This is a genomic window from Leptolyngbya sp. FACHB-321 (genome assembly GCF_014695975.1).
Lineage (GTDB): Bacteria > Cyanobacteriota > Cyanobacteriia > Leptolyngbyales > Leptolyngbyaceae > Stenomitos.
The window spans coordinates 1-25,477 of the sequence record NZ_JACJPI010000054.1 but is presented as its reverse complement, the minus strand read 5'-3'; the positions used below and the strand labels follow the sequence as shown (position 1 = coordinate 25,477).

Sequence of the window (25,477 nt, the reverse complement as noted above, 5' to 3'; positions counted from 1 at the left end):
CTCCTCTGAGCTAGCTTTATGCCTTAATCCGCTTGCTACCAATGTTCAAAAAGGGCGGCATGGGGCAGTCGAGCAAAATGACGATCGCCCGCAGTAATTCTGCTTCCTGTACCGTCACCTTGTTATCCAGCAACACTGTATGAGCACAGGCATCAACGATCGCTTGTTTGAGCTTCGGCGTTGCCAGGTTTAGGCGATCGATACTATACTTCAGCGTTTTCATGTTGCAGGCTGGTGGTGCATCGGGCAAGATTTCCTGTCCGGCTCCCGGCAACCGATGAACGCCAGAGCGAAAGGCATAGGTAATCGCATCGGTGCCCGTTTGTCCAACCTGCGCCAAGCCTGACAGCAGAATCAAACAGTCTGACCAGATTTGCCCGATCGTAGTGAACTCGGTAGATTGAGGGCTTGTCACGCTGGACGGCTGCAAGCGATGGCGCAACACGGCATACAGGACAAATTCTGACAATGACCAACGTCCATCCGCATTTGCCAAACCCTGAATGCATTTGAAAAGCCGCTGGTGTTGGTCGGTATCACTCTGACGCAAAACGGGTATGGTGAGATCAACCAGGGGGAGCCGCGATCGTGGATCAAGTACATCAATGTCAGCACTCAACGCCAGAGTTTTCTCAATGACATCGGCTGGTTCAACCTGCTTCAGCCACTCTAGTTGTTTCGTTCGCACAGCGGCATTTTGAGTGTCGAGCAGCAGCCCGTAAACGATCGCGATCGCGCCCTGCGGCTCTCGAATACCTGACAGAAGGGATTCAGGTAACTGTCCCAGAAGCGCTTTCGCATAGGCGTAGTGTTCGGATGTAACGGTGCCAACCTGATCCACGACCTGAGCCGCATTTGCCTGAATATTCGTATGTCTAGCTACAGTGGTGCTGCCAGCTTGACCAACCAACGGTGAACGACTGCTGCCTCCAAACGTGGGCGTTTGAGTCGCATACTTGCCTTTGAAAGCTTCGATACGACGCATCCGTTGTTCTGCCTTTGGATGCGTCGAAAACAACGATCCGAGAACCCCGAAGTGCAATGCACTGCTGAAAAAAAGGTGGCTGTTACCCTCTGCAGCGGGGTGTTGCATTAACGAGCCGTAAGGGTGGTTAGCGATTTTGTTCATCGCGCCTGCAAGTCCGGCTGGGTTGCGGGTAAACTGCACTGCGGATGCATCTGCCAAAAATTCACGTTGGCGCGAGATTTCGCTTTTAATCAACCGACCGCACAACAAGCCAAAGCTACCAATCACTACAAGAGCAATGCCAAATGCGAGTAAGGCATTCCCTTCCTTGCCACCTGGTCGGCAATTGATCAAGACTCGTCCTGTAATGTAAAGGACCAGCAGCCCATGCAGTATGCCGATGAGACGAATATTCAGCCGCATATCGCCATTCAGAATATGGCTGAATTCATGCCCAATCATTCCTTGTAATTCGTCACGGGAAAGGACATCAAGTGTTCCGCGTGTGACACCAATAACAGCATCATTGGATGTAAAACCGACAGCAAATGTGTTGATGCCTTGCTCCCCGTCGAGAACATACACGGCAGGGATTGAGATGCCAGCGGCGATCGCCATTTCCTCAACGACATTCAACAACTGCCGTTCTTCCGGGTGCGCCATTTCTGACAGCAGCAACCGTCCGCCCATTTCCTGGGCAATAACACTGCCGCCTGCTTTCAACGTTTGAATTTTGTACAGGCTACCCAAACCCACAATGACTACAGTGCCAGTGCCAATGGTGAAGAACAGCGAGGGATTCCACCAGCTAAAGGCTGCTTTCTGAGTGACAGGCGGACATGGCACCCGTAGAGAGGGACTAACGGCAACACTATTGGGGTTACGCGATTGAAAGCGTTCAGCCGGATCATTAAAATTGGTGCTAACGCGAGGTTCACCAGCGGCAGAACGCGGTTGGGTACAGTTGATTGATGAGTAGCGGGACGATCGCGACTTTGACCCTTTAGACGAACCCGACAGCGTAACAACTGCCGCTAAGTAAACCGTGACAGTGATAAACAACAGAGACAGCGCGAAAAGCAGAATCAGCTTTCGCGTATTGTTTCGCGCCTGATCTTGATGCTCAAAAAAATTCATGATGCTCTGCCAGGAGAATTTAGGAAGTGGAGGCGCGTCATCCTTGGAGATGAATGCTTCCTACGGTCGAAGATTGCTTTGGAAATCGCTATCAGCGTGAAGTAAAAAGCTCACTGCTGACTCCTGCCCTTAGCTGAACGATACGCGCGGTGCGACTTTAACCTCTGGTGCAGCTTCTTCTAACAGTTCTGCTTGTGCAAAGTTGAACCCATTTGCTACCAGATTGCTGGGGAAGACTTCGCGCTTTGTGTTGTACAAGGTAACGGCATCGTTAAAAGCCTGACGGGCAAAGGCGACTTTATTTTCAGTGGAGGATAGTTCTTCCATCACGAGGGTCATCGTCTGATCAGCCTTCAAATCAGGATAGGCTTCTGACAGCACCATCAAGCGTCCTAACGCGCCTGTCAGCGCACTTTCTGCATCACCCAATTGCTGCATGGTGCTTGGATCACCAGGATTTCTGGCAGCACGGCTATTGGCTGACAACGCAGCATTTCTGGCAGCAACGACGGCTTCGAGTGTTTCCCGCTCATGCTTCATGTAGCCTTTCGCAGTTTCCACCAAATTTGGAATCAAGTCGTAACGCCGTTGTAACTGCACATCAATCTGGCTATAGGCATTCTTGTAACGGTTGCGGAGCGTCACAAGACCGTTGTAGCCATCCATAAAGATGAAACCAATGATCAGAATCAGTACAACCAGAAAAATCAAAGTCCCCATAATGTCTGAGTCCTAAAGTTCAGTAGGTTAGTGAAGGCAGCTAAAATGAAGCAACATGGGCTTGACGATCGCACCATGCAATCACTGCTAGAAGTTCAATACAAAAGTCTGCAAGCGCATACTGCGAGAACGCGATTGCTCCATCATTGCCTTATGCCATTAGCAGGAAATTGGTTTTCCTACAGGAAATAGTTTTCCTGGTTGAAGTGTGCCCATTCTGTGTGCGCTGAAAACAGATTTAAGCGCCACACGAAAATTAAGCGATCGACCGGATCGAGAGCACGGTTAGCTTGCGTCATCATTCAAAGCGTAGAATCCTGTTCTTTCGCTAGCCAATGGAGAACGCATCATTAGCAGCGATGACCAACTCTAAGCTGATGCCAATGTTCTGCTGCGTTTAGGCACCAAGGAGCATGAATTTAATCAATCCGCAAACTGTAGGGGCGGGTTTAGCAGATCAAACAGCATCCTGCAATAGCTTTGACAGTAAACCTGTCCCTACCAAAGATCGAACTTATTGAATTCCCATTCCTAAGCAACTTCACTGCATCCTAGCCATAGACCTTAATCTTTAGTGCGAATGGGTGAGGTATAAAACGGTTTCAAGCCTGGTAAAGACCAGAACCAGGGTAACCGTACGAGCAAGATGCCCGCTGTAACGATTACTAAACAGCCAGACAGCACTTTGTTTGCCGTTGTCCATTCGGTTGTGCCGAGGTAATGAGAGCCAACCAAAACTGTGTGCGCGACGCAAAGGATCAAGGCTGGAACGCTTAAGAGATGAATGTGTCGCCAATGCCGACCTAGTACCTTGACCATCCAGTCAAAACTGGTGAGGGCAACGGGAGTCATGAGACCGATCGCAACAATGCCTGCCCAGATGCCTACCTGCTGCTCGATCGGTAAAAACGGCAGGCTTTGCAGATCCCATTCAAAGGTGTGAGCCAGCATATGGCCGATGTGTGCCAGCGAGAGGACATAGGCACCGACACCAAACACACGCCGATAGCGCAAGGGAAACTGCCAGAAAGGACTCACAGGACGGGCAAGCAGTGCCAGCATCAGGCAAAGGATAGCAGCATGCCCAGTGTAGTCCACCATTGCGTCTGTACGGAGGAGGGTGAGAATGCCGATCGCTAGCGTGACCCACCCACCCATGCGAAAAAGTTGACTGCGGCGATCGCGACTGACCAGCGCTGTCGAAAGCCCAACGCCCAACATTGAGGGCATAGTACCCAGACCAAAGGCCAACATTGTTGCGGTGCCATGCCAGAGGCTACCCGTTTCAGCCGCTTTGATCTGCGCCGTATACAAAAACCCGCAGGGAATCAAGCCCCATGTCATGCCGAGGAGTGCTGGAGTCCACCAGTGAGCATAGCTGGAAAGCTGCATCATGCCACCACTCAGACGCTCGTGAAAGCCGCCTTGCAGAATGGGATGAAGCAAGGGCAATCCTGGCAATAGTTTGGGATTAATCTGCGTTAACCCCATCCAGATGAGTACCAACCCGGTGACGATCGACAACCCCTGTCGCAGTCCACTGTCAATCCCTGCCAGTTGTCCACCAGCGACCAGCACTGATCCAAGTGCGCCAATGCCAGCACCCACCAGTGCATAGCTCACAATGCGCCCCAGGTTTAACAATCCATGAAAAAACAAGCGCTGTTGCCACGACGAGGACTGCTGAGACAGCGCAAAGGCGGCTGTGAGTGGTCCACACATCCCCACACAATGCCCAAAACTGCCCAGCAGTCCTAGCAGCATGACCAGCAACAAATCAGTCATTATCCGTAGGCAACCTAAATCATTGGTCAAAAGAGGTTTGAGCGTTGTACCTTCTAAATGTCCAAACCCATCATTGGCTTCGGGACACCCAGTAATGCATCACTTTTTCCAGTCCTTTGCTGACTGGTCTAACACATAAGCAGCTACGGCTTGGATATCCTCTTCTTTTAGCCGACCTTTGAACGCAGGCATGGCGTTTTTACCGTTTGTCACCTGGGCGATAATCGCTTCAGTCGAATCCATACCATACTGCTTCAGCGCGGCTGCTTTCAGGTTTTTGTTAGCAGAAATAACATTGTTGCCACCTTGATGACAAGCTGCACAATTTGCACTAAAGAGCTTGGCACCCCTTGCAGTAAGAGCTGTCGCGGCATCTGCCAGTGCGGGAGTAGTAAAGAACGTGAGACAGAGCGCGATCGCTACCAGCAAGCTCGACATTAGTTTTTTCATACCAGTCCCCTCACAACGAAGCATCAGCAAGCTCTATTGTTTACCTGACTGGTCACAGCGTCAAAAGACAGGCTGTCGAAGTGTTAGGGCGTACTCTTTCTCTCTTTTGTACGCTGATCATTACGCCGTAACGTTAGCGAAGCCGCGCCACAGACTGATGTTTTCTACAACCGGGGCGATCGCATTTAGCTCTGTCAGTACATTGATCGCGCCTGTCATGAACCTGAATACCATTTAGTTATGAGGCAAATGTGCGGTATTGAGGAGGAGGAGGTGTAGCTAGTCTAAGCACTCTTTTTCAACAGGTCTTTGTGATGAAGTTTAAGTACTCAGCATTAATTACAGCCCTCGTTATCTCGCTTGCTACGGTGCTACCAGCGTCGGCAGACACAGGGACAATTCAGGGAACTCCGGGGGGTCGGGTCAATGTACGGCAGTCTCCTTCAACAAGTGCACGTGTTCAGCACTACGGGTTAGGTGGCGATCGGGTCAATATCCTTAACCAAACGAATGCACCGGATGGCTATCAGTGGTACTTGGTCGAGTTTCCCAGTTCGGGCGCACGCGGCTGGATTCGAGGCGACTTACTGCGGGTAAATGCGGCAGCAACATCCCAACGCATCTCGTTTGCACCGGGGACATCTGCTGCTAAAGTCGGCGGCAGGGTGCAGGGCACACAGTCTCACAACTATCTGCTAAGAGCTGGCGCAGGTCAAATGCTTACCACCAGCACAGTCGGCACCAGCCCTTATTTACAAGTGCAAGTGTTTGACCCGAATGGCAGCAACCTTTATACAGGTAGCCGCAACTGGTCGGGTGTGCTACGTCGCTCTGGCGATTATCGGGTGCGGGTGCAGCTAGTGCCAGAAGAACAGCAGTCGGGCGTGACTGGCGAATATAGCCTCACGATCGGTATTCGCTAATGGTGCTAGTGGATGCGATCGCCCCTGCTGGAGATAAGATACAGCCCCATTCATACATTGGGACGTTCCTGCCGTATCAACGATCGAGTAACTAAGCCTGTCCTGTTGAAGGGCAGAAGGCATCCCTTAGAACGATGGGGTTAGCGAACGCTCTTGTTTACCTGGCTGCCTACGTCGTTAAAGCATAGGCTGTTGTGATTTACGTTGAAATCTCAACGCCGTCAAGCCTGCGTGGGTGTTAGCCTAGAGAAGCAATTGCTTGCAAATCTTTTTGTTTCGCTGTCCATGAAAAACGTTGTGGTAGGACTCTCCGGTGGAGTCGATAGTTCAACAGCCGCTGCTATGCTGCACGATCAGGGCTACTCGGTCGTGGGGCTGACGCTTTGGTTAATGAAAGGGAAGGGGCAGTGCTGCTCTGAAGGAATGGTAGATGCCGCTCAGTTATGCGAACAGTTAGGCATTCCTCATCACATCGTTGATACCCGCGAATCCTTTCAGGAAAACATCGTGGACTATCTGGTGGCTGGTTACAGCACGGGCGTTACGCCGCTGCCCTGTTCTCAGTGCAACAAAGCAGTAAAGTTTAGCCCGATGCTGCGCTATGCACAGGAAACATTGGGTATCGATCGCATTGCCACCGGTCACTATGCCCGCACTCGCTACGATGTGACATCGGGTCGCTATCAGTTGTTACGGGCGATCGATCGCACAAAAGATCAGTCCTACTTTTTGTACGACCTGCCGCAAGATGTTCTGGCGCGGGTTCTCTTTCCGCTAGGAGAACAGCCTAAAACTGAAACTCGTCAGGTTGCCGCTGCCTTTGGGTTACACACTGCCGACAAGCCCGAAAGCCAGGATCTCTGTCTGGTAGAAGCCAATGGTTCAATGCGGGCGTTCTTAGACAAATACATTACGCCTCAGTCGGGTGAAATTGTTGACCAGTCGGGTAAGGTGCTAGGGCAGCATGAAGGGGTACATCACTACACCATTGGTCAGCGAAAGGGGCTGGGCGTTGCTCATAGTGAACCGTTGTATGTGGTGGCGCTAGACGCTGCAAACAATCGCGTGATTGTGGGCGATCGCACTGCGACTCTGGCGGCTGAATGTACCGTCCAGCGGCTCAACTGGGCTTCGATTGCGGCACCAGCTACACCTATTCGGGCAGACGTGCAAATTCGCTATCGATCGCTGGCTGTTCCTGCTACCGTGATTCCGTTGGAGAACGATCGTGTGCGTGTTGTCTTTGACGAGCCGCAGTCGAGCATCACACCCGGTCAGGCAGCCGTTTGGTACGATGGCGAGGTCTTGCTGGGCGGTGGCATTATCGATCGCCAAGAGTAGCACCCTTTTAGCTTGGGGCTGGTGACAAATTATTTGTCAAGGATCACTCCTTGACCTTATAGCTTTAAGCTATTGCAACGCTCTTTAACTCTAGTTGCTGGCAAAGGGCTACTCTGCACCACTTAGCTTGCTCTAGAAGCCAGCAGATTTTGAGCCGTTTGCAATATTTCATCTAACCCGCAATCTTTGGGCATAACGGCATCTGCGTGTGCGCTCAAGGTGCCGTTGATTGCCACATCACCCCGACTAATGAAGGCGGAGGTGAGCATGGTCAGGGGAGGATGCTTCAGTTGGGTTTTCAATTGATGAATCACTTCAATGCCATTTGTAGAAGTTTCATGACGATGGTTGGGTGCGATCGTAAAGTCGATAATGACGAGATCGTAAGACTCAAGCGTGGCATTCAGAAAACTTTGGGCATCTGTAAACGTGGTGACTTCAAAGTTAGCTCTAAAAAAACGTTTGATGGCAAAGCACCAGCCTTCGTCATCATCTAATACAGCGACTCTTGGCATTACATTCATTATTGTTGTCGTACACTACCCTTCGTGTGGCGATCGAAGCGCTTTCCCAAAACAGCCCAGTTCTCAGTCCTCGTGCTGCTTGGGACAGCATTTCACACTGATACAGCGCTTTAACGGGTATTCAAGGAAAAGTGACAAGCCATAAAGTTGTGCTCCACACCTTTTTACTGACAATGCCCGCACCTCTGGGTTAGAGTGCCCTTTTTCGCTTCGGCTGCAACTGCAAATGGGAAACTTCAGGTTTTGTTCTTTAGCATCTTCACAAACCTCTGTTAACATTTGATCAAATAGATCATCTAGAGCAACTTTGTGATATGGCAACTACTACCGTACTGCAATTCATGCAAAAGACCGCCGAAGACCAAGCTCTGCGTCAGCAGCTTGAAACGCTGCTAGGTGTTGGTGATGGTAATATCAGCAGTGAAACTGAGTTAGACGCTGCCGAAACCGAAGCGCTGAAGGGAGAACGTGCTCCTATTGTTGCTGCCTTTGCTGCCCAGAACGGCTATACCTTTTCGGCTAATGATCTTGTAACTGTGGTGGATGCGTTCCAGCAGCATCAGTCGGGTATTTTGTCTGATGAAGCGTTTGCAGCGTTAGTAGGGATGTCAGCAAGCAACAATGTGACTCAACTTGATGCAGCGGCGAACCCACTCAAACGACTCACACGCTACTTGGGCAAAACCTATCTCGGTCTGGGTTAAGTTTTGCAATGGTAGCGATGGCTCTGCCGAGTCTTATGAACCAGCAAGACTGAGGCACTATTGTTAGACATCTTACCCAGCACCTTTTTGTAGCGCTCCAGTCAACAGGTAGAAAATGTCATCCTCCGAGCCAGTTAGCATTCGTCAGCTTTTTGCCAACGACCTGGCACTTGTTGAGGATTTATTGGATACCTTCGGTGAGGCTTTCAACGAAGTTGATACCTATAGCTCGTCTCGCCCCAGCCATACCTATTTCAAGCGGTTGCTAAACAGCGATTATTTCATTGCGCTTGCAGCATTGAAAAAGGGATTAGTAGTCGGAGGTCTCGCTGCCTATGAACTCCAGAAGTTCGAGCAAGAGCGTAGTGAAATTTATCTTTACGATCTGGCGGTTGCAGCAGCGCATCGACGCGAAGGGATTGCCACTGCACTAATCCAGGAATTAAAGAAGATCGCTGTAGCGCGAGCAGCCTATGTTATTTTCGTACAGGCGGACATCGGAGATGACCCTGCGATTGCACTCTACACGAAGCTTGGGGCACGCGAAGATGTGCTTCATTTTGACATTCCTGTGGCGGTCAGCGATGATGCCTAATAGTTCAAACGTTGTGGACGATCGAGAGATCTTGGTGCGGATGTCAAGTTAGTCTGTCGCCGCCAAGTTAAGTCGTTAGTTTCTATGCTTGGCATTAACATATTTGCCATACCACAATGCCTCACCTGCTCAGTTTGGCTGAGTGTCGATCAACATGGGTTCGCCTGATAGTCGAGAGCCATGAGAAATCTCTTAGAGATTGTTGCCGTTCCCATTACCCAATTCAGCTTGATCGGTAGAAATTAGTTCTCCGATCGTCTCGGTCAGTGCCTTAGGATCCATGAAAATAATTTTGGAGTTATCGCTTTCGCTTAACTTCAGATTTGCCTCGACATACTTCTGGGCGACCAGGTATTGCAACACCGCCTGAGAGTTGGGTTGTCCCTGTAGTGCCCTGGAAATACGCTGAATGGACTCTACCATTGATTCGGTTTCTGACATCGCTGCTTTGCGCTTACTCTCTGCCGCTCGCTCTAGCTCTAGCGATTCCAGCATCGTCTTTGAGGGCGCAATCTCCTGAACTTCTACCCGCATAATTTTCACGCCCCAACTTTCGGTTGCTTCATCCAGTTGGTGCAGTAGCGCTTGATTAATTTTGTTTCTACCTGAGACCGTTTCCCGCAGATCCATCTGCCCAATTTCACCGCGCAACGCAGTGACAACCAGATTAGTCAGCGCCGATTCTAAATCTTCGACCCCGTAGTAAGCCTTTTGCACGTCGAGAATCTTCCAGTACATGACAGCATCTACCGTCAACGGTACGTTGTCGCGGGTGATAGCCTGCTGGGGGTCAGTATCCAGAACTTGTTCGCGCGTGGTCTCGACCAGAACAGTATCAAAAACTGGAATGACAAAATTCAAACCAGGCTTCAGGCTGCGACGATACTGTCCTAATCGCTCCACAATGCCTTCGTTACCCTCATTAATAATCTTGACCGAACCGGCAATATAGCCAACCACTACTAAAGTAAGGGCAGCGATCAGAGATTCCATAGGTAACGCTCCGGCAAAATTGCAGAGAAATTAAGGCAATTGTATTTCCAGTCTAGTGGATTGGCGATCGTTCGTAAGAGATAAGGAGTGGGGGATAAGGGGATCAAGGCTTGCAAAAGGTAGTTTTCATGTCTAGATGCTCAGTCTTGATGAGCAAACTTTCTGCTTTCAAGCCGTTAGGCAAGTGGTTTTTTAAGCTAGCGAAAGACATAGTCGAGCAAGATATGGCAGCTAGGGCATTTTAAGTGAATTTATCTCACCCCATCTTGGAGGGTTAAGGAGATTTCTAGCAAACAAAAGACCCGTAGGGGCAGGTTTGCTACTAACGTGAGCGGCTATTAGCAGAGATTCTGGCAAAACCTGTCCCCTACAAGCGGTACATTTTTTCTCAGAAATCTCCTACGCTGAAGAACAAAATTGGTATGGAGTTTGCACAACGGCACTTGGGGCTGTTTTTCCAGGCGATAGAAACCAATCTTTCCAGAGCATTTGAATCACAACGCACGTAACGTCTGTGATTAGATGGCATAGAGTTTTTCTATCAGCTTGAGGTCATTTCGCTACTGCCGCTAACGTTGGCTGCATCGGCCAACCCAGCGAAATTATAACTCAACCGTTTGCTCACCACTCATCCCTTCTCTCTATGGGTGCTTCATCTCTATGAGTGCTTCATCAGAATCATTTCAAGCTATTCTGGACAGCCTTTACCACAAATATAAGGGGTTAACCGATGGCAAGGTTGCCAGCTACATTCCTGAATTAGCGAAGATGAACCCGAATTGGTTCAGCATTTGTGTCGTGACCGCAGACGGTCGCACGTTTGTCACCGGGGATGCGGAGCAGCTCTTTACAATTCAGTCGATCTCGAAGGTGTTTGTGTATGGCTTGGCGCTGGAGGAGCACGGTCGCGAAGCGGTACTTGCCAAAGTGGGCGTTGAACCAACGGGTGATCCCTTTAATTCCATTATTCGGCTGGATGAATACTCCAAGCGTCCCGATAACCCCATGATCAATGCGGGTGCGATCGCCACCACCAGTCTCATCAAAGGCAAGGGCGCGACCGAACGGCTCAACCGGATGCTCGATATGTTTCGGTGCTATGTGGGGCATGACGTGTATATCGATATGTCAGTGTTTGTCTCAGAGCGATCGTCAGGACACCGCAATCGGGCAATGGCATCGCTTATGCGGCATTTTGGGATGATTGACGATCGTATGGATGAGTCGCTGGATCTGTACTTTCAGCAGTGCTCAATGATGGTGAACTGCCGCGATTTAGCAACGATGGCAGCAACGTTAGCCAATCGGGGGATCAATCCCCTTACGGGCGAGCGTGCTGTACCCAGTCGCTACATCCGCGACATTCTCAGCGTTATGTACACCTGTGGTATGTACAACTTCGCAGGACAATGGGCGTATACCGTCGGCATCCCAGCCAAAAGTGGCGTCTCGGGCGGCATTATTGCGATCGTTCCACGGCAGGTTGGCATTGCTGTTTTTTCGCCACTGCTTGATGCGCATGGTAGTAGCGTGCGTGGTATCAAAGTTTGCGAGGAACTATCCCGGCAGTTTGAACTCCATATGTTTGATCCACCGATGGGCTGTTTGCACCTGTTGGAACAGTTAGACGACGCAACCTAGCTAGGTTTGAAACTGTTGCGCGTAAAACCGAGCATAACGCCCACTTTTGTCTAATAACTCGGCGTGAGTACCAGATTCAACGACCTGTCCTTGTTCAAGTACCAGGATGCGATCGGCGCGGCGGACGGTAGCAAGACGGTGGGCAATGATGAAGACGGTGCGGTTCTGCATCAACCGCTCTAGCGCTTCTTGCACCAGCGCTTCAGATTCGGAATCAAGGGCAGAAGTGGCTTCATCCAGGATCAGAATGCGTGGATTCAGAAGCACAGCACGAGCGATCGCCAGTCGTTGGCGCTGCCCGCCCGAAAGGTTAACACCACGCTCACCCAGCCAGGTTTGATAGCCCTGAGGAAATTCCACAATGAACTGATGGGCGTTGGCAATTTTAGCAGCGTTCTGAATAGTGTCCAGGTCTAAATCGGCTTGCCCAAAGGCAATGTTTTGAGCGATCGTGCCTGAAAAAAGAATCGTTTCCTGCGGCACAATGCCAATTTGACGGCGTAAGCTGCTGAGGGTGACATCTTTGACATCCACACCATCCAGAAAAATGTGCCCGCTTTGAGGGTCGTAAAAGCGGGGCAACAGGTTTGCTAACGTCGTTTTACCAGCACCAGAGGAGCCAACCAGAGCGATCGCCTCACCTGGGAGTGCCAGAAAGCTGAGATTTTTCAGCACTGGCTGATCGATCTGGTAGCCAAAGCTCACGGCGCGGTACTCCACTTTACCCGTTACGGTTGGTAGGGTGACAGCGCCAGTGTGTTCAACCACAGTTGGCTGAATATCCAGCAATTCAAAAATGCGATCAAGTGAAGCTTCGCCTTGCTTAAATTCGTTGTAATTGCTGGTAATCAGCGCGATCGGGTCAATAAGCATCACGACAGCCGTGAGATAGCTCACAAACTCGCCGCCTGTCAGGTTGCCCTGCGAGACTTGCCAGCCGCCAAGCAGCAGCAAAAACAGCAGGCTAAGAGATTCTAAAAAGCCCACTACGGGCATTTGAATGGCTTTGAGTTGCTCTGCCCGAAAGCGCGCCCGACGGTTGCGCTCTGCCTCTCGACCGAAGCGATCGAGCATATAGTCTTCAGCAGCAAACGCTTGCACTAGACGCATACCGCTAAACACTTCTACCAGCAGCGCTGACAAGTCTGAAACTCGGCTCTGGCTACGATAGGAGAGTTGACGCAACTGCTCGCCAAACCAGGTAACGAGCACTGCCATCAATGGAGCAATAACCAGCGTTGCTAACGTTAGTTGCCAGTTGAGATAAACCATATAGCCCAGCACCACCAGCAGTTGCAGCACACTGGGCACAAATTGGTGAAAGACTTTGTTGACCACTTCGCCGATGCGATCGACCTCTTCCGTTAGCCGATAGGCAAGATCGCCGCTCTGAGCTGTTTCAAAGTAACTGAGACTGAGCTTCTGTAGATGGGCATAGACGTGCTTACGAAGGTCGAGGGTGATTGCCAGAGCCGCCTTTGCCATCAGCGAATCCTGACCGTACTGGGCAAGTTTCTGCACCAAAAAGACAATCGTGCAGAAACCGGCAAGCTCGGCGATCGCCAGAATTCTCCCCTGCCCAATCAAAGCCGCCATTTGACCTGCTATCCATGCCAGCACAGGCCAAATTGCCGTAAAAACAAGGGTGCAGAGCAGTGCCTGAATGATCGTGCGACCATGCGGTCGAATGTAATCAAGAAGCTGCCAGTAGCGATCGCGTCCTTTCAAAGTCTGTTTAATGTGCTTTCTTAATAAAGGGGCAGTGCTGCTGAGACAGGTGATACAACGACAGTCACAAGAGTAATCAGGCGTTCAACGCTGCTCGGCTGCTGAAGTCACTTGCCTAAAAATCAATGCAGTAATGTCGTTCAAGCAATCCAGGCAAAGCTGCCCATGAGCTTAGGCGTAATGAAACTTAGAGTAGTGCCCCAACGCCTACCATGACCGGGACAAGCGATCGGCATACACCACTTCAGTAGAACAGTTTTTCCACCATGTTTGCCATAAAGTGACTGAGCTATAGTGCAGCTACTTTTTGTAAAAGAGCTAGGAGTCTCCCTTACAGAATAGGAAACCACCAACAGTGACCCGCTGCATAGCCCCTATTATCCCCCACAACAGCGCACATAAAAATTCCTCAAGAAGAAGCTAAACATTGAAAAGACCCTGCCCTAGCTTTGCTCTAACAAAGAGAAGCCTACCTGCAAAAGCAATTCCGCTGGTAAGTAAAAGCTAATCGACTACTCTGAGTCCTGCATATACCCTCGTAGTAACGCGATGCTTATCTCAAAGCACACCTCAATTTTTTGGGAGTCAAGCCACTGATACAGGTGACGTAATCTAAGCCCAACTGTTTCAGCGAACAGGTTTACGCGTTTTGCGCCGGACAAGCCAAACAACCACTGCAATCAGTAGACCGAGCAAGACAATTTTGCTCATAGGTGCTAGGTACACCTCCACCAACTCGTAGTTGTTCCCCAGAAAATAACCCAGAGCCGTGAGCAATGTTACCCAGAGCGTAGTGCCAATGGTTGAATACAGCAAAAAGAGTGCGATCGGCATCTGATTGATGCCTGCTGGCAGTGAGATCAGCGTCCTCACACCCGGCACTAGACGGCAAAACAGTACTGTTTTTGCGCCATGCTGATTAAACCAACGGTTTGCCTTGTCAATATCCTTGCCAGAAAGCGTCAACCACTTACCATAGCGATCGGCAAGCTGCCGCAGCCGTTGCTCACCAATCAGTTTGCCAGCATAATACCAGGGCAGTGCGCCCAGCATCGTGCCAACCACACCCGCCAGAACCGCGAGAAAAAAGTTCAGTTTACCTTGCGCGATCGTAAACCCTGCGAGCGGCATGATCAGTTCTGAAGGAATCGGGGGAAAAAGGTTCTCCAGAAACATCAGCAGCCCAATCCCCACATAGCCCAGGGATGTCATCGTATTCGTAATCCACTCGGTCATACAGCTATTCTCTAGATGGGCAACCAGCAGCCTAAATAAGCAGAATTGCAGACGGCTCTTAGCATTGCGTTGCTAGAACGCTCTCGTTGCATATCCTAACCTCTAGCAGTTAAATGTCTTTAAGTTCCGAATGACAGTTTCAAATTGCTGCAAGGGTAGCTTCTCTAAGATTCATGTCAAAGTTGTATCGGTCAGGACAAAGCCACCGCAGCTTACTACGGTGGCAGACAACAGCTTATAGCTACTAAACCCAGTGGCGTTTGGGTTAAGCCTTCTTCAACCAGCTAAACATGGCACGTAAGTCCTTGCCGACAGCTTCGATCTGGTGTTCTGCCTCACGACGGCGCATGGCAGTAAAACCAGGCTTACCCGATTGATTCTCCAGCACAAACTCGCGAGCAAACTGACCGGTCTGGATTTCGAGCAGAATCTTCCGCATTTCAGCGCGGGTGTCATCGTTGACAATGCGAGGACCGCGCGTAAAGTCACCATATTCGGCGGTGTTGGAGATGCTGTCGCGCATTTTGGCTAGACCACCTTCCACGATCAAGTCCACAATAAGCTTGACTTCATGCAAACACTCGAAATAGGCAACCTCAGGCTGATAACCTGCTTCTACCAGAGTTTCAAAGCCAGCCTTGATGAGCGCTGTCAAACCACCACAGAGAACGACCTGCTCCCCAAACAAATCGGTTTCGGTTTCTTCCCGAAACGTCGTTTCCAGGATGCCTGCACGAGTGCCGCCGATGCCTTTAGCGTAAGCCATTGCCCGATCGCGTGCCTGTCCTGACGCATCTTGAAAAACGGCAAACAAAGCAGGCACTCCTTCACCCTGCTCATAAGTGCGCCGCACCAAATGTCCGGGTCCCTTAGGAGCAACCATCACCACATCAACGTTGCTAGGAGGCACTACTTGCGCGAAGTGAATGTTGAACCCGTGGGCAAATGCCAGCACCTTTCCTTCTGTCAGATGCGGTTCAATCTCATTTTTATAAACCGTTTTTTGCACTTCATCTGGCAGCAAAACCATAATGAAGTCAGCCCGTTTCGCTGCTTCCTCAACCGAATACACGGTTAAGCCCGACTCCTTTGCTTTGATTGCCGATTTGCTGCCGGGATACAACCCCACAATCACATTGGCACCGCTATCCTTCAGGTTCAGCGCGTGGGCGTGACCTTGAGAACCGTAGCCAATAATGGCGATCGTTCCGTTAAGCAAATCTAAGTTGGCATCCGCGTCGTAATACATCCGCGCCATAGTGGGAGTCTCCTTGCAAGGGTCGAGTTCTGTGCGAACTCAAAATTTTATCAGATCCCAGGAGAGTGAAGGTAAAAGAAAGGCAAAAGGTGAAAGAAGGCAAAAAGCAAAAGTGAGAAGGCAAAAGTGAAGTGCTTACCAGGGGAGAGGGAAAGTCGAGGGAGTGAAGTAGCCTTCAATCCTTTGCCACTTCCGCAGCAGCCAGGTTGCTCACAAGCAGATGCCGTTCAAGCATCTCAATTGTCTCCAACAGTCCAACTTATCTCAATTCGCCTTCAGCCTTTAGCCCTTAGCCTTCAGCCTTTTACCTTCTGCCCTCCGCCTTCCCCTTATTTATTCATTTCTTGAATCTGAGCCGTGAAGTAGTCTTGCCGATACTTGAGCTGTCTTGCTAGACCTAAGCCCTGCTGAAACGCTGCCACTGCCTGCTGGTTTTGCTTGCGATCGCGCTGAATCTGTCCAATTTGGTCGTAAGCGTGCATCATGCCGTAGAGGTTGTAAGACTGCTGTTCGAGGCTGACCAGGTAATCAAAAACTTTTAAGGCGGCATCCAGGCGATCGTTGGCACGGTAGAGCGCACCAAGCTTCTGTAGCGCTTCGCTAGCATAGGCAAGCTGGAGCGTGGGTTGAGCCAGTTGATAGGCTGACTGGTAGTATTGCTCTGCCTGGTCAGGACGTGCCAAAAGCTGATAGTTATCGGCAATTTTGATTTTTAACGCTGGGATGGAGAGGGGATCAGGCAAGGTTTCGTAAAGCGCAACGAGTTGCTGTTGGACGGTTATTGCCTGTGCTGGCTGTTTTGCTTGCTCATAGCTATATGCCAGTCGTGTCAAATAGATACTTTCGTTTTGGCGATCGCCCCTTGCCTTGGCTCTACTTGATAACTCTTGGTAAGTGACGGCAGCGTTGGGATAGTCGAGCCAAGTGAGGTGTAGCTGCGCCAACGTAATGAGCGCTTCGTCAGTCTGTTTTTCGTCACGGCGCTGCTTTGCGTCGGTCACAATTTGGGTGTAGATCGCTACGGCTGGCTTTGGTAAGCGCACCTGCTGATAGGCAACTCCCAGCGCTTGCAGCACGGCTAAGCGCCCGGCACGATCGCTACTACTAAGAACGGCGCTTGTGTCACTGGTGTTAGAAGGTGGCGGCGTGGCAACGGGATCTAGGGGCACTGTATCGCCAGTTGCTGGAGCTGTAGCCATCGTAGCGGTTGACAATTGGTGTTGCGCCAGAATGGTATCCAGGCGCTTGGTAATCCAACGAACATCTGGGGTTAGGCTCTCTTTCCAGGCAATATCACCTACTCGTCCCAGTGCTTTTGTCTCCTCAACGGCACCTAATGCTCGCCGCAGACGCAGTTCCCGATACCACAGTGCAAAGGCACCAACCCGATCGCCCTGCTGCAACGTGGCAGTTGCCTGATTATTCAAGTTATCCAGTGCGGCAGTTAGCTGTTTCCGCTCTAAGGCTGAAAGGGGACGCGGCACTGCCGTCTGTGGCAGCAACGGATCAGGCGCTGTACTTTCTAGCGGATTGGGCGGAAACTCGTCAGTTTTTTTGGAGGGAGTTGGCTGTGCGGCTGGTGGCTGAGTTGGAGGGGTTTTAACCTCTGGCACCTGGTTTTGAGAGGGCTGCACATCAAGATTCTGACCCGGTAGCGGCTGAGGATTCTGACCTGGTAGCGGCTGCAAGGGAGGGTTTTGACCCGGTAGCGGCTGAGGATTCTGACTTGGTAGCGGCTGCAAGGGAGGGCTTTGACCCGGCAACGGCTGAAGGATTTGACCCGGTAGCGGCTGCAAAGGAGGGTTTTGACCTTGTAGTGGTCTTAACTCTGTTGGTTGGGGTACAGGTTGCGCGATCGCCTCTGGCACCAGACCTAAGAACAACAGAGGGAGCGCCAAGTTTACAGCGCGCAAGGATGGCAGTGCTACATCCACACGTTTTTGCATTGCTGAGCCTCCGTCTTGCTGTTCCCAGACTTGGTTCCATTCATTGCTACGCCTTGACATAACCGCTCCTCTAGAAAATCACCGCACCGAAAATTCTGCCAGGAAAACTTGCTTGTAAACAATAGGTATTTTGTTTGCTGTCGTCGTCCCGTACACCCCTGCAAACTGCTCAAACTGCCCGTAGGGGTTAAGTTGCGAGCAAACCTATAGCGATCGCAGCCGATGAAAGTCGATAGTCTCCGTTATAGAGTGCCTGTGGCTTTTGTGTCCACTTACCAACAATTGCATAAGCAGAGATGACATAATGAGTTGCATTTGGCTGGCATATCATAAGCAGACTTATAATCAATGGCGTGAGGCTATCAGTAAGATAGACACTGAGGCACAGCGCCAAACCGCTTTAACAGCGGCAGAGAGGAAAAGCTGTAGTCTCACGCCTTCAGTTCAATGTTTTTTGCTTAGCCTCAGCTCGTTTACTGTTGGGATAGAAACCGTGAAAGTTTTGGTCATTGGCAATGGTGGTCGCGAACACGCGCTGGCATGGAAGTTGCTGCAATCTCCTAAGGTGCAACAGGTAACGTGCATTCCTGGTAACGGGGGGACTGCTTCACTAAAGCGTTGCCAGAACTTACCGCTCAACGTCGAGGATCTCGAAGGCATTGGGCGCTTTGCTCTGGTCAACGGAATATCTCTAGTAGTTGTTGGTCCTGAGGCACCGCTGGCAGCAGGTATTACAGATTACTTAAGGCATCAGCATCTTACTGTTTTTGGTCCAACGCGCTTAGGAGCGCAGATCGAAGCCAGTAAGTCGTGGGCAAAAGCGCTCATGCAAGAAGCTAACATCCCTACTGCACAGGCTGCCGTCTTTACAGAAAAAGAGGCAGCACAAGCGTATGTAGAAGCTCAGGGTGCGCCGATCGTAGTTAAAGCAGACGGGCTAGCGGCAGGCAAAGGGGTGACAGTTGCCTCGACGGTAGCAGAAGCAAAGGCAGCGATCGCGGCGATTTTTGACGGGCATTTTGGCAAAGCCGGTGAGCGCGTCGTCATTGAAGAATGCTTGCAGGGGCAGGAAATCTCTGTACTGGCGCTAACTGATGGCATCACTATTCGCCCCTTGCTGCCCGCCCAAGACCACAAGCGTATTGGCGATGGTGATACAGGAGCTAACACAGGTGGAATGGGTGCTTATGCGCCTGCACCGATCGCAACTCCTGAGCTGATGCAACGCATTCAGACCGAAATCTTGGCACCGACGCTCGCCGCGCTCCAAAGCCGTCAGATCGACTACTGTGGCGTGCTGTATGCTGGCTTGATGATTACACCCGAGGGCGATCCGAAGGTAATTGAATTTAACTGTCGCTTCGGTGATCCTGAAATCCAGGCAATACTGCCACTGCTAGAAACGCCTCTAGATGAGCTACTGCTGGCGTGTGCCCAGAAGCGGCTGTCAGAGCAGCCACCGATCGTTTGGAAATCAGGCGCTGCTGCCTGTGTGGTAATGGCAGCAGCAGGTTATCCCGGTCCATTTAAAAAGGGCGATCGCATCACTGGCATTGAGGACGCAGAAGAGCAAGGCGCATTTGTGTTTCATGCCGGCACCAAAACCAAACAACAAGCGCTACTGACCGATGGGGGCAGAGTGCTAGGCGTGACCGTGACGGATGAAACCTTCGATGCCGCACTTTCCAAAGCATATGCCGCTGTCAACAGTATCCAGTTTGACAGTGCCTACTATCGCCGCGATATTGGCGATCGCGTTAGAACTACCGAGACAGCCGCCAGTTAACTTATAGTGAAGGTAGTTGTTAGTTTTTAGCTATTGGTTGTTAGCTAAAAACAGCCTCTAAAAACTAATGACCAACAACTAACAACCATCTTCACGCCCTTGTTTGCCTTCCTGCGCCAAATTCGAGCAACCGTTGCTAGCTGGTGGTCGGAGTTTACGCTTCAGACCAAACTGATGGCAGCGGCAACATTGGTCGTCTCCTTGATCATGAGCGGGTTGACCTTCTGGGCAGTCAACACGATTCAGGAAGATGCTCGACTGGGTGATACCCGCTTTGGGCGTGACCTAGGCTTGCTGTTAGCGGCAAACGTCGCACCCTTAATAGACGAAAACCGTACAGAGTTAGCACGGTTCTCACATCGCTTTTACAGCAGTACCTCCAGCATTCGCTATATGCTGTACGCCGATGCCGAGGGCAATATTTTCTTCGGCATTCCGTTTTCCGAGTCGGAAGTGCAAAACTCGCTAACGATTCGCCGCAAGATTCATCTGCCTGATAACTACGCTGAGGATACAGAGGCACCGATGGTGCGGCAGCATATGACTCCGGATGGCGAAGTAACGGATGTCTTTGTACCGCTTATTAATGGAGGGGTATACAAAGGGGTGCTGGCGATTGGCACCAACCCTAACCCTACCGTCGTCACCTCATCGCATCTAACCCGCGATGTGACGATCGCCGTGTTCGTTTCCATCTGGGTCATGGTGATTTTGGGTGCTGTTTTCAACGCGCTCACCATCACCAAGCCGATTAAGGAACTGCTGGTGGGGGTGAAAAACATTTCCTCTGGCAACTTTAAGCAGCGAGTTGATTTGCCCCTAGGTGGCGAACTGGGCGAACTGATTGGTAGCTTCAACGAGATGGCAGAGAAGCTGGAGCGTTATGAAGAACAGAACATTGAAGAACTAACCGCCGAAAAAGCAAAGCTCGAAACGCTGGTATCGACGATCGCAGATGGCGCAGTGCTGCTAGACATTGAAATGCAGATTGTGCTGGTCAATCCTACAGCGCGTCGTCTTTTTGGCTGGGAGGGCGAAACAGTAGAAGGCGTTAACTTGCTGCGCTTGTTGCCCTCACCCGTACAGGCAGAGATTACCCGTCCGTTATATCAGATAGCTAAAGGGGAACTGCGCGAGGGTGCCGAGTTCCGCATCACGTTAAAAGAACCACTCGATCGCACAGTGCGAATTCTGTTAACGACAGTGCTAGATGTGTCGCGGGAGAACGTCAAAGGCATTGCAATGACGGTACAGGACATCACTCGCGAAGCTGAACTCAACGAAGCTAAGAGCCAGTTTATCAGCAACGTCTCTCACGAATTGAGAACACCACTGTTCAATATCAAATCCTTTATCGAAACGCTGCACGAATACGGTGAAGAATTAAGCCTTGACGAGCAACGAGAGTTTTTGGAAACAGCGAACCGCGAAACCGATCGCCTGACGCGACTGGTCAACGATGTGCTGGATTTATCCAAACTGGAGTCGTTCAAGCTCTATAACTTTGAAGCGGTCGATTTGGCACAACCGATCGAGCAAACTCTGCGAACCTACCGTCTCAATGCACGCGACAAAGGGATCGAACTCATTCAGGAAATTGAGCCGAACTTACCACCCGTTTTAGGGCATTACGATCTACTGCTGCAAGTTTTTACCAATCTGGTGGGCAATGCGCTGAAATTCACCGAAACAGGTGGCAAAGTAGCGCTGCGGGCGTACCTATTAGACAGTGCCGTCCAACACCACCAGGCGAAAAGCCCCTTTCTCTGCCCCCCACCTGAGAGTTGCGTCACCGAAGATGCCTTAGGTTTCAGGCACGTTCGCATTGAAGTTGCAGACACAGGGATTGGTATTGATACAGACGATCAGTACGCCATCTTCGATCGCTTTTTCCGCGTTGAGAATCGGGTGCATACGCTTGAAGGCACTGGCTTAGGGTTATCCATTGTACGTAACATTATCGAAAAGCACTCTAGCCGCGCCCATCTGGTCAGTGAACCTGGAGTCGGCACCACCTTTTGGTTTGACCTGAGGGTATTCCAAGAAGGGGCTTCAGCAGACGAAGTTGCCAGACGATTGCAACAGCAAGGCGATCACTCTTTAGCAAGCACCTCAGAAGCAACAACCGAACCTCAAACTAGCCTCGTTAGTACGTAACGAGACTGCTAAGGTAATCAGTTTTTAAGCGTCTTTCCTTTTTGGGTAACTCTAGCGGGGTGGTCGTCGCCGCTGCAAAAATTCAGGAATATCTAGCCCAGTTGGTTTGTTTTTAGGTTCTGCCACTGGCGGTGGACTGCCGACAGAGGGAGCAGCGACCCGACGAGTTGCAGTTGGTTTAGATATGGTTTGAGGTCTGACCTCATGCGTAAACCCTGTCGCGATCACTGTAATCCGAAGTTCGCCCTGCATCCGTTCATCAATGACCGCGCCAAAGATAATGTTTGCTTCTGGATCAACTACTTCATAGATAATTTCAGCCGCCGCATTCACTTCATGCAGCGTTAAATCTGTGCCACCTGTAATGTTAAAGACAACGCCACGTGCGCCTTCGATCGACGATTCCAACAATGGCGACGAAATCGAGGCGACGGCTGCTTCTCTTGCTCTCGACTTGCCAGAGCCGATGCCAATGCCCATTAGCGCCGAACCTGCATCTGCCATCACAGCACGCACATCGGCAAAGTCAACGTTGACCAAACCTGGAATTGTGATGATGTCTGAAATACCCTGAACACCTTGACGCAAGATATCGTCTGCGACACGAAAGGCTTCTTGCACGGGCGTTTGCTCTGAAATCACCGACAGCAGCTTGTCATTAGGGATCACGATCAGTGTATCGACCCGACTTTGTAGCGCGGCAATCCCTTCTTCTGCTTGGCTGGTGCGCCGCCGTCCTTCAAAGGTAAACGGGCGCGTGACAACACCTACAGTCAGCGCACCCATTTCCTTGGCGACTTCTGCCACGATCGGTGCCGCTCCAGTACCCGTACCGCCACCCATGCCAGCCGTGATGAACACCAGATCTGCATTATCGAGCGCAGTAGCAATTTCATCGCGTGATTCTTCGGCTGCTTTTTGCCCGATTGCGGGGTTTCCCCCCGCGCCCAAGCCTCGCGTGAGCTTTTGACCCATTTGCAAGCGGTTAATTGCAGTTGCGTAAGTCAGCGCCTGGGCATCAGTATTAATTGACCAAAACTCCACCCCAACGACTTCGCTGGCAATCATGCGATTCACTGCGTTACCGCCACCACCGCCAACTCCAATCACCTTAATTTTGGCTACGCTACTAGGCACAATATCACCACTCCTTGATTCTTCACCCCGCAACCCCCTGACATTAGCAGGTTGACTTAAGTGTAGTCCCGAGTTGCCAAAAGGATTTGCTGGCTCTGCTGGTAGTGAAGCATTGTTCTGCCCTTCGGCTTGAGAACCGTTATAGGCTGCCCCTGCGTCAGGATTAAGCGCCCTTGAACTCGCGGCCGAATTGCTATTAACCGAATTATTATTAAGAGTCATTGGAATTGCAGCGGTTATAAACTACGTTTTAGTGTGCAGACGGTTTCATCAATGATAGGGGAACCAATTTAGCAAACTAATGTTAGCGCGAGAGTCGCAACAGATTGAGCGGTTCAATTAACTGAATGATGGTCTTTGTTGCTGCTGGTTATTCATAATCTCACACTTATAAAGCTAGGGAGTACCAGATTCTACAGGGTTTTGAGTTTTGGTCATTTGCACAATTGGGTTATCTGGGTTACGGAGATCAATATACGTGATTTGGCTGAACCTGGAGTCTTTTGCAAGCGATCGCATACGATCGAGTGTCTTTAACTGCGACGAGAATTGCCAGCTATAGGGACCAATGTGAACCGTGCCCAGCTCTGTTTTCAGGATGACGTTAGCTGGATCGCGCCAATCGATTTCCGAAACGTTAACGGGTGGACCTTGCTTTAGCTCTCGATACAGCTTTGACCAGGAAGGACGATAGCTTTCTGGCTTGCCAATTACCTTTAGGGCTGGCAACTTTAATGACTGATCGAGCGCAACATAGCTTTCTAACGGCGTTAATATGCCATTTTCGTCAAGCAAGCCGCTTTTCGTCGTACTGCCCACCTTTACACCTGTTGGTAAAGGAGCCGCAGACGTTAGTGCAAGCGCTACAGGCAACCGCTCTTTAACTTGCACAACCAACCCTGGAGGAAAGAGTTGGCGACTGACAACCACATCCGCGATCGGGGCTTTTGCTTGAAGTTCACGGGCGATCGCTTGAGGCTCAACTCGAAACAGTGATTGGGGATACGGGATGGGCAGCAGCGATCGTAAGGTACGCACTGGAATAAAATGATTGCCCTCAATCCGCACCTGTTCTGGACGTCGAATGACCCACAGCGGTAGGGTTGCAGTCCAGATTACCCCTGCGGTCAAACCACAAATCGCCAGCGTTCGCCAGCTAGACTGCAAAAACCGCACACGCCTACGCTGGCGAAGCTTTTGCCGCCGTTGCGCTAACTCTGTACGAGAAACCGACCCAATACTGCTAGTCATCCAGATTTTTAGTACTCTGCCGCAAACGAGGTCTTAGCCTCTTAACATACCTGATTTTGCTGCACTCGCTCGGCAAGTTTCGGGCGAATCTTACGTTACCTAATTGCTGTCGATCGCGCTTAGAAAGAGTCAGGCTCACAACCTCAGTACTACTAAGCTATTCAAAGCCAATTGTCAAAAGATAAACGATCGGCGTGCTAAGAGCAATTAAGCAATCTTTAAGCCATTCGCTATGCTTTTTCTTATTGAAGCACTCAACATTCTTCCGGCAAGCCTGTCCCTAAGATTTACTCTTAGAGGATGCGGAGTAAAACGAGCTGTTACCTACCATCGGCAAGACAGAGCCACTGGTTAGCCCTCACTCCTCATTCCCTAACTTGTCGCTTCCTGAAGCTGCACCGCAATGCGTTCGCCAAATTCGGGATCGGTGTTCGCCAAGCCCAACAGTTGCAAGTATTCCTGACGTGTCAACCCCCCTTTCTCGATGATGGCTAAAGCTTCAGCTTCGATTTCTTGCTCTACACGCAGCGACTCTGTTTCAGTTTCGGCTCCTTGTAACTCTCCCTCACGACGTTCGATCAGAGCAACAACCTGTAGACATGCATGGACAAACTCGCTGACCTTCTCCGACGGAATGCTGCTGGGATCAGCAACAGAACGGCTTGGTAGCGCTGGTGCCGCTGTTGCAGAATCTAGCGGGATTGGTGCGTCTGCTGCTAAGACAGCGGATGGGTAGGCGACAAAACAGACAATAAGAATGGTCAACGAACACAGTAAGAGGTGTCGGGCACAACGGAGCAGTAAGAGCATGGCACAGTACGTAAAGGCAGACACAAGCAGACGATCGCTGGCTTTAACCTAGCGCGTTTAGGACGCTTGATCCATCCTGTTGGCATAATTTCTCTCTGGGTGCGATCGCCTGCAATTTCATATGACATTGGCGGCTTAGACTGTAATCACCCTGGGTACCAAGACAGAGGATGCCAGTGTGAAGTAACGCAATATGAGACTTTTAATACCTGTACAGATTGCCACTCTATTGGAAGCAAGTCATGCCCTGGCTCTCTTCCAATAACGTCAGTTCGGGTTAAGCCGGAAGGAGCAAATTGTGGTCAAGGGCAATGGATGGCTTCTTTGGCTGATGGCAATAGGCAATCAATCCGCCCAAGATATTGACAAAGCAATTGACTGGAGAACG

21 protein-coding genes and 1 pseudogene are annotated in these 25,477 nt (G+C 50.7%); 7 read left to right on the top strand and 15 right to left on the bottom strand.

Annotation, left to right across the window (positions count from 1 at the left end; genetic code table 11):
• Nucleotides 1-16 precede the first annotated feature (16 nt).
• The 5 genes from H6F76_RS09995 to petJ all read right to left on the bottom strand — a co-directional run bounded on the left by H6F76_RS09995 (nt 17) and on the right by petJ (nt 5,059).
• Nucleotides 17-2,104, bottom strand: a complete 2,088-nt coding sequence (locus H6F76_RS09995) for a M48 family metallopeptidase (RefSeq protein ID WP_199322025.1) — start codon at nt 2,102-2,104, stop codon at nt 17-19.
• Nucleotides 2,105-2,233: 129 nt separating this feature from the next.
• Nucleotides 2,234-2,824, bottom strand: a complete 591-nt coding sequence (locus H6F76_RS09990) for a LemA family protein (RefSeq protein ID WP_190507873.1) — start codon at nt 2,822-2,824, stop codon at nt 2,234-2,236.
• 179 nt (nt 2,825-3,003) lie between these two features.
• Nucleotides 3,004-3,126: a hypothetical protein gene (locus H6F76_RS30985; protein ID WP_277881207.1), complete on the bottom strand. Its 123-nt coding sequence runs from the start codon at nt 3,124-3,126 to the stop codon at nt 3,004-3,006.
• Between the two features lie 262 nt (nt 3,127-3,388).
• Nucleotides 3,389-4,609: a sulfite exporter TauE/SafE family protein gene (locus tag H6F76_RS09985; protein ID WP_190507870.1), complete on the bottom strand. Its 1,221-nt coding sequence runs from the start codon at nt 4,607-4,609 to the stop codon at nt 3,389-3,391.
• A 99-nt stretch (nt 4,610-4,708) separates the two neighbouring features.
• A complete protein-coding gene (gene petJ, locus H6F76_RS09980; RefSeq protein WP_190507868.1) occupies nt 4,709-5,059 on the bottom strand; it encodes a cytochrome c6 PetJ in 351 nt (116 codons plus the stop codon).
• A 314-nt stretch (nt 5,060-5,373) separates the two neighbouring features.
• On the opposite strand from petJ, the gene H6F76_RS09975 reads away from it, so the two are divergent.
• Complete coding sequence (locus tag H6F76_RS09975; protein ID WP_190507866.1) at nt 5,374-5,982, top strand: SH3 domain-containing protein; 609 nt, start codon at nt 5,374-5,376, stop codon at nt 5,980-5,982.
• 285 nt (nt 5,983-6,267) lie between these two features.
• Nucleotides 6,268-7,323: a tRNA 2-thiouridine(34) synthase MnmA gene (mnmA, locus tag H6F76_RS09970; RefSeq protein WP_190447158.1), complete on the top strand. Its 1,056-nt coding sequence runs from the start codon at nt 6,268-6,270 to the stop codon at nt 7,321-7,323.
• A gap of 122 nt (nt 7,324-7,445) precedes the next feature.
• Here the strand turns inward: mnmA and H6F76_RS09965 are convergent, their stop codons facing one another.
• Nucleotides 7,446-7,847 (bottom strand): response regulator, encoded by a 402-nt coding sequence (locus H6F76_RS09965; protein WP_190507864.1) that lies wholly within the window; start codon nt 7,845-7,847, stop codon nt 7,446-7,448.
• A 314-nt stretch (nt 7,848-8,161) separates the two neighbouring features.
• Here H6F76_RS09965 and H6F76_RS09960 point away from each other — a divergent pair, with 314 nt between their 5' ends.
• Together H6F76_RS09960 and H6F76_RS09955 are read left to right on the top strand one after the other, a co-directional pair.
• Nucleotides 8,162-8,551 (top strand): Nif11-like leader peptide family natural product precursor, encoded by a 390-nt coding sequence (locus H6F76_RS09960; protein ID WP_190507862.1) that lies wholly within the window; start codon nt 8,162-8,164, stop codon nt 8,549-8,551.
• A gap of 115 nt (nt 8,552-8,666) precedes the next feature.
• Nucleotides 8,667-9,146 (top strand): AAC(3)-I family aminoglycoside N-acetyltransferase, encoded by a 480-nt coding sequence (locus tag H6F76_RS09955; protein WP_190507860.1) that lies wholly within the window; start codon nt 8,667-8,669, stop codon nt 9,144-9,146.
• A 192-nt stretch (nt 9,147-9,338) separates the two neighbouring features.
• Here H6F76_RS09955 and H6F76_RS09950 read toward each other — a convergent pair whose 3' ends face one another.
• Nucleotides 9,339-10,139 carry a stomatin-like protein gene (locus tag H6F76_RS09950; protein WP_190447154.1) on the bottom strand — a complete coding sequence of 267 codons (801 nt, stop codon included), beginning with the start codon at nt 10,137-10,139 and terminating at the stop codon, nt 9,339-9,341.
• Nucleotides 10,140-10,799: 660 nt separating this feature from the next.
• Between H6F76_RS09950 and glsA the strand changes: the two genes are divergently transcribed.
• Nucleotides 10,800-11,780: a glutaminase A gene (gene glsA, locus H6F76_RS09945; RefSeq protein WP_190507858.1), complete on the top strand. Its 981-nt coding sequence runs from the start codon at nt 10,800-10,802 to the stop codon at nt 11,778-11,780.
• On the opposite strand, the gene H6F76_RS09940 is transcribed toward glsA, so the two are convergent.
• From H6F76_RS09940 to H6F76_RS09925, 4 genes are all read right to left on the bottom strand, one after another.
• The gene (locus H6F76_RS09940) at nt 11,781-13,508 is read right to left on the bottom strand and encodes an ABC transporter ATP-binding protein (RefSeq protein ID WP_190507856.1); all 1,728 of its coding nucleotides are present in this window, start codon (nt 13,506-13,508) and stop codon (nt 11,781-11,783) included.
• 627 nt (nt 13,509-14,135) lie between these two features.
• Nucleotides 14,136-14,744 (bottom strand): DedA family protein, encoded by a 609-nt coding sequence (locus tag H6F76_RS09935; RefSeq protein ID WP_190507854.1) that lies wholly within the window; start codon nt 14,742-14,744, stop codon nt 14,136-14,138.
• A 265-nt stretch (nt 14,745-15,009) separates the two neighbouring features.
• Nucleotides 15,010-16,002, bottom strand: coding sequence for a ketol-acid reductoisomerase (ilvC, locus tag H6F76_RS09930; RefSeq protein WP_190447150.1), 993 nt, complete (start codon nt 16,000-16,002; stop codon nt 15,010-15,012).
• 329 nt (nt 16,003-16,331) lie between these two features.
• A complete protein-coding gene (locus H6F76_RS09925; protein WP_190507852.1) occupies nt 16,332-18,008 on the bottom strand; it encodes a tetratricopeptide repeat protein in 1,677 nt (558 codons plus the stop codon).
• Nucleotides 18,009-18,441: 433 nt separating this feature from the next.
• On the opposite strand from H6F76_RS09925, the gene purD reads away from it, so the two are divergent.
• A complete protein-coding gene (gene purD / locus H6F76_RS09920) occupies nt 18,442-19,734 on the top strand; it encodes a phosphoribosylamine--glycine ligase (RefSeq protein WP_190507850.1) in 1,293 nt (430 codons plus the stop codon).
• A 99-nt stretch (nt 19,735-19,833) separates the two neighbouring features.
• Nucleotides 19,834-21,891 carry a two-component system sensor histidine kinase NblS gene (gene nblS / locus H6F76_RS09915; RefSeq protein WP_190507848.1) on the top strand — a complete coding sequence of 686 codons (2,058 nt, stop codon included), beginning with the start codon at nt 19,834-19,836 and terminating at the stop codon, nt 21,889-21,891.
• Between the two features lie 51 nt (nt 21,892-21,942).
• On the opposite strand, the gene ftsZ is transcribed toward nblS, so the two are convergent.
• From ftsZ to H6F76_RS30395, 4 genes and pseudogenes are all read right to left on the bottom strand, one after another.
• The gene (gene ftsZ / locus H6F76_RS09910; protein WP_190507846.1) at nt 21,943-23,250 is read right to left on the bottom strand and encodes a cell division protein FtsZ; all 1,308 of its coding nucleotides are present in this window, start codon (nt 23,248-23,250) and stop codon (nt 21,943-21,945) included.
• 174 nt (nt 23,251-23,424) lie between these two features.
• Nucleotides 23,425-24,279 carry an FtsQ-type POTRA domain-containing protein gene (locus tag H6F76_RS09905; protein WP_190507843.1) on the bottom strand — a complete coding sequence of 285 codons (855 nt, stop codon included), beginning with the start codon at nt 24,277-24,279 and terminating at the stop codon, nt 23,425-23,427.
• A gap of 372 nt (nt 24,280-24,651) precedes the next feature.
• The gene (locus H6F76_RS09900) at nt 24,652-25,089 is read right to left on the bottom strand and encodes a DUF4168 domain-containing protein (RefSeq protein WP_190451658.1); all 438 of its coding nucleotides are present in this window, start codon (nt 25,087-25,089) and stop codon (nt 24,652-24,654) included.
• 277 nt (nt 25,090-25,366) lie between these two features.
• Nucleotides 25,367-25,477 (bottom strand): annotated as a pseudogene (locus H6F76_RS30395) (IS982 family transposase); the annotation flags it as partial.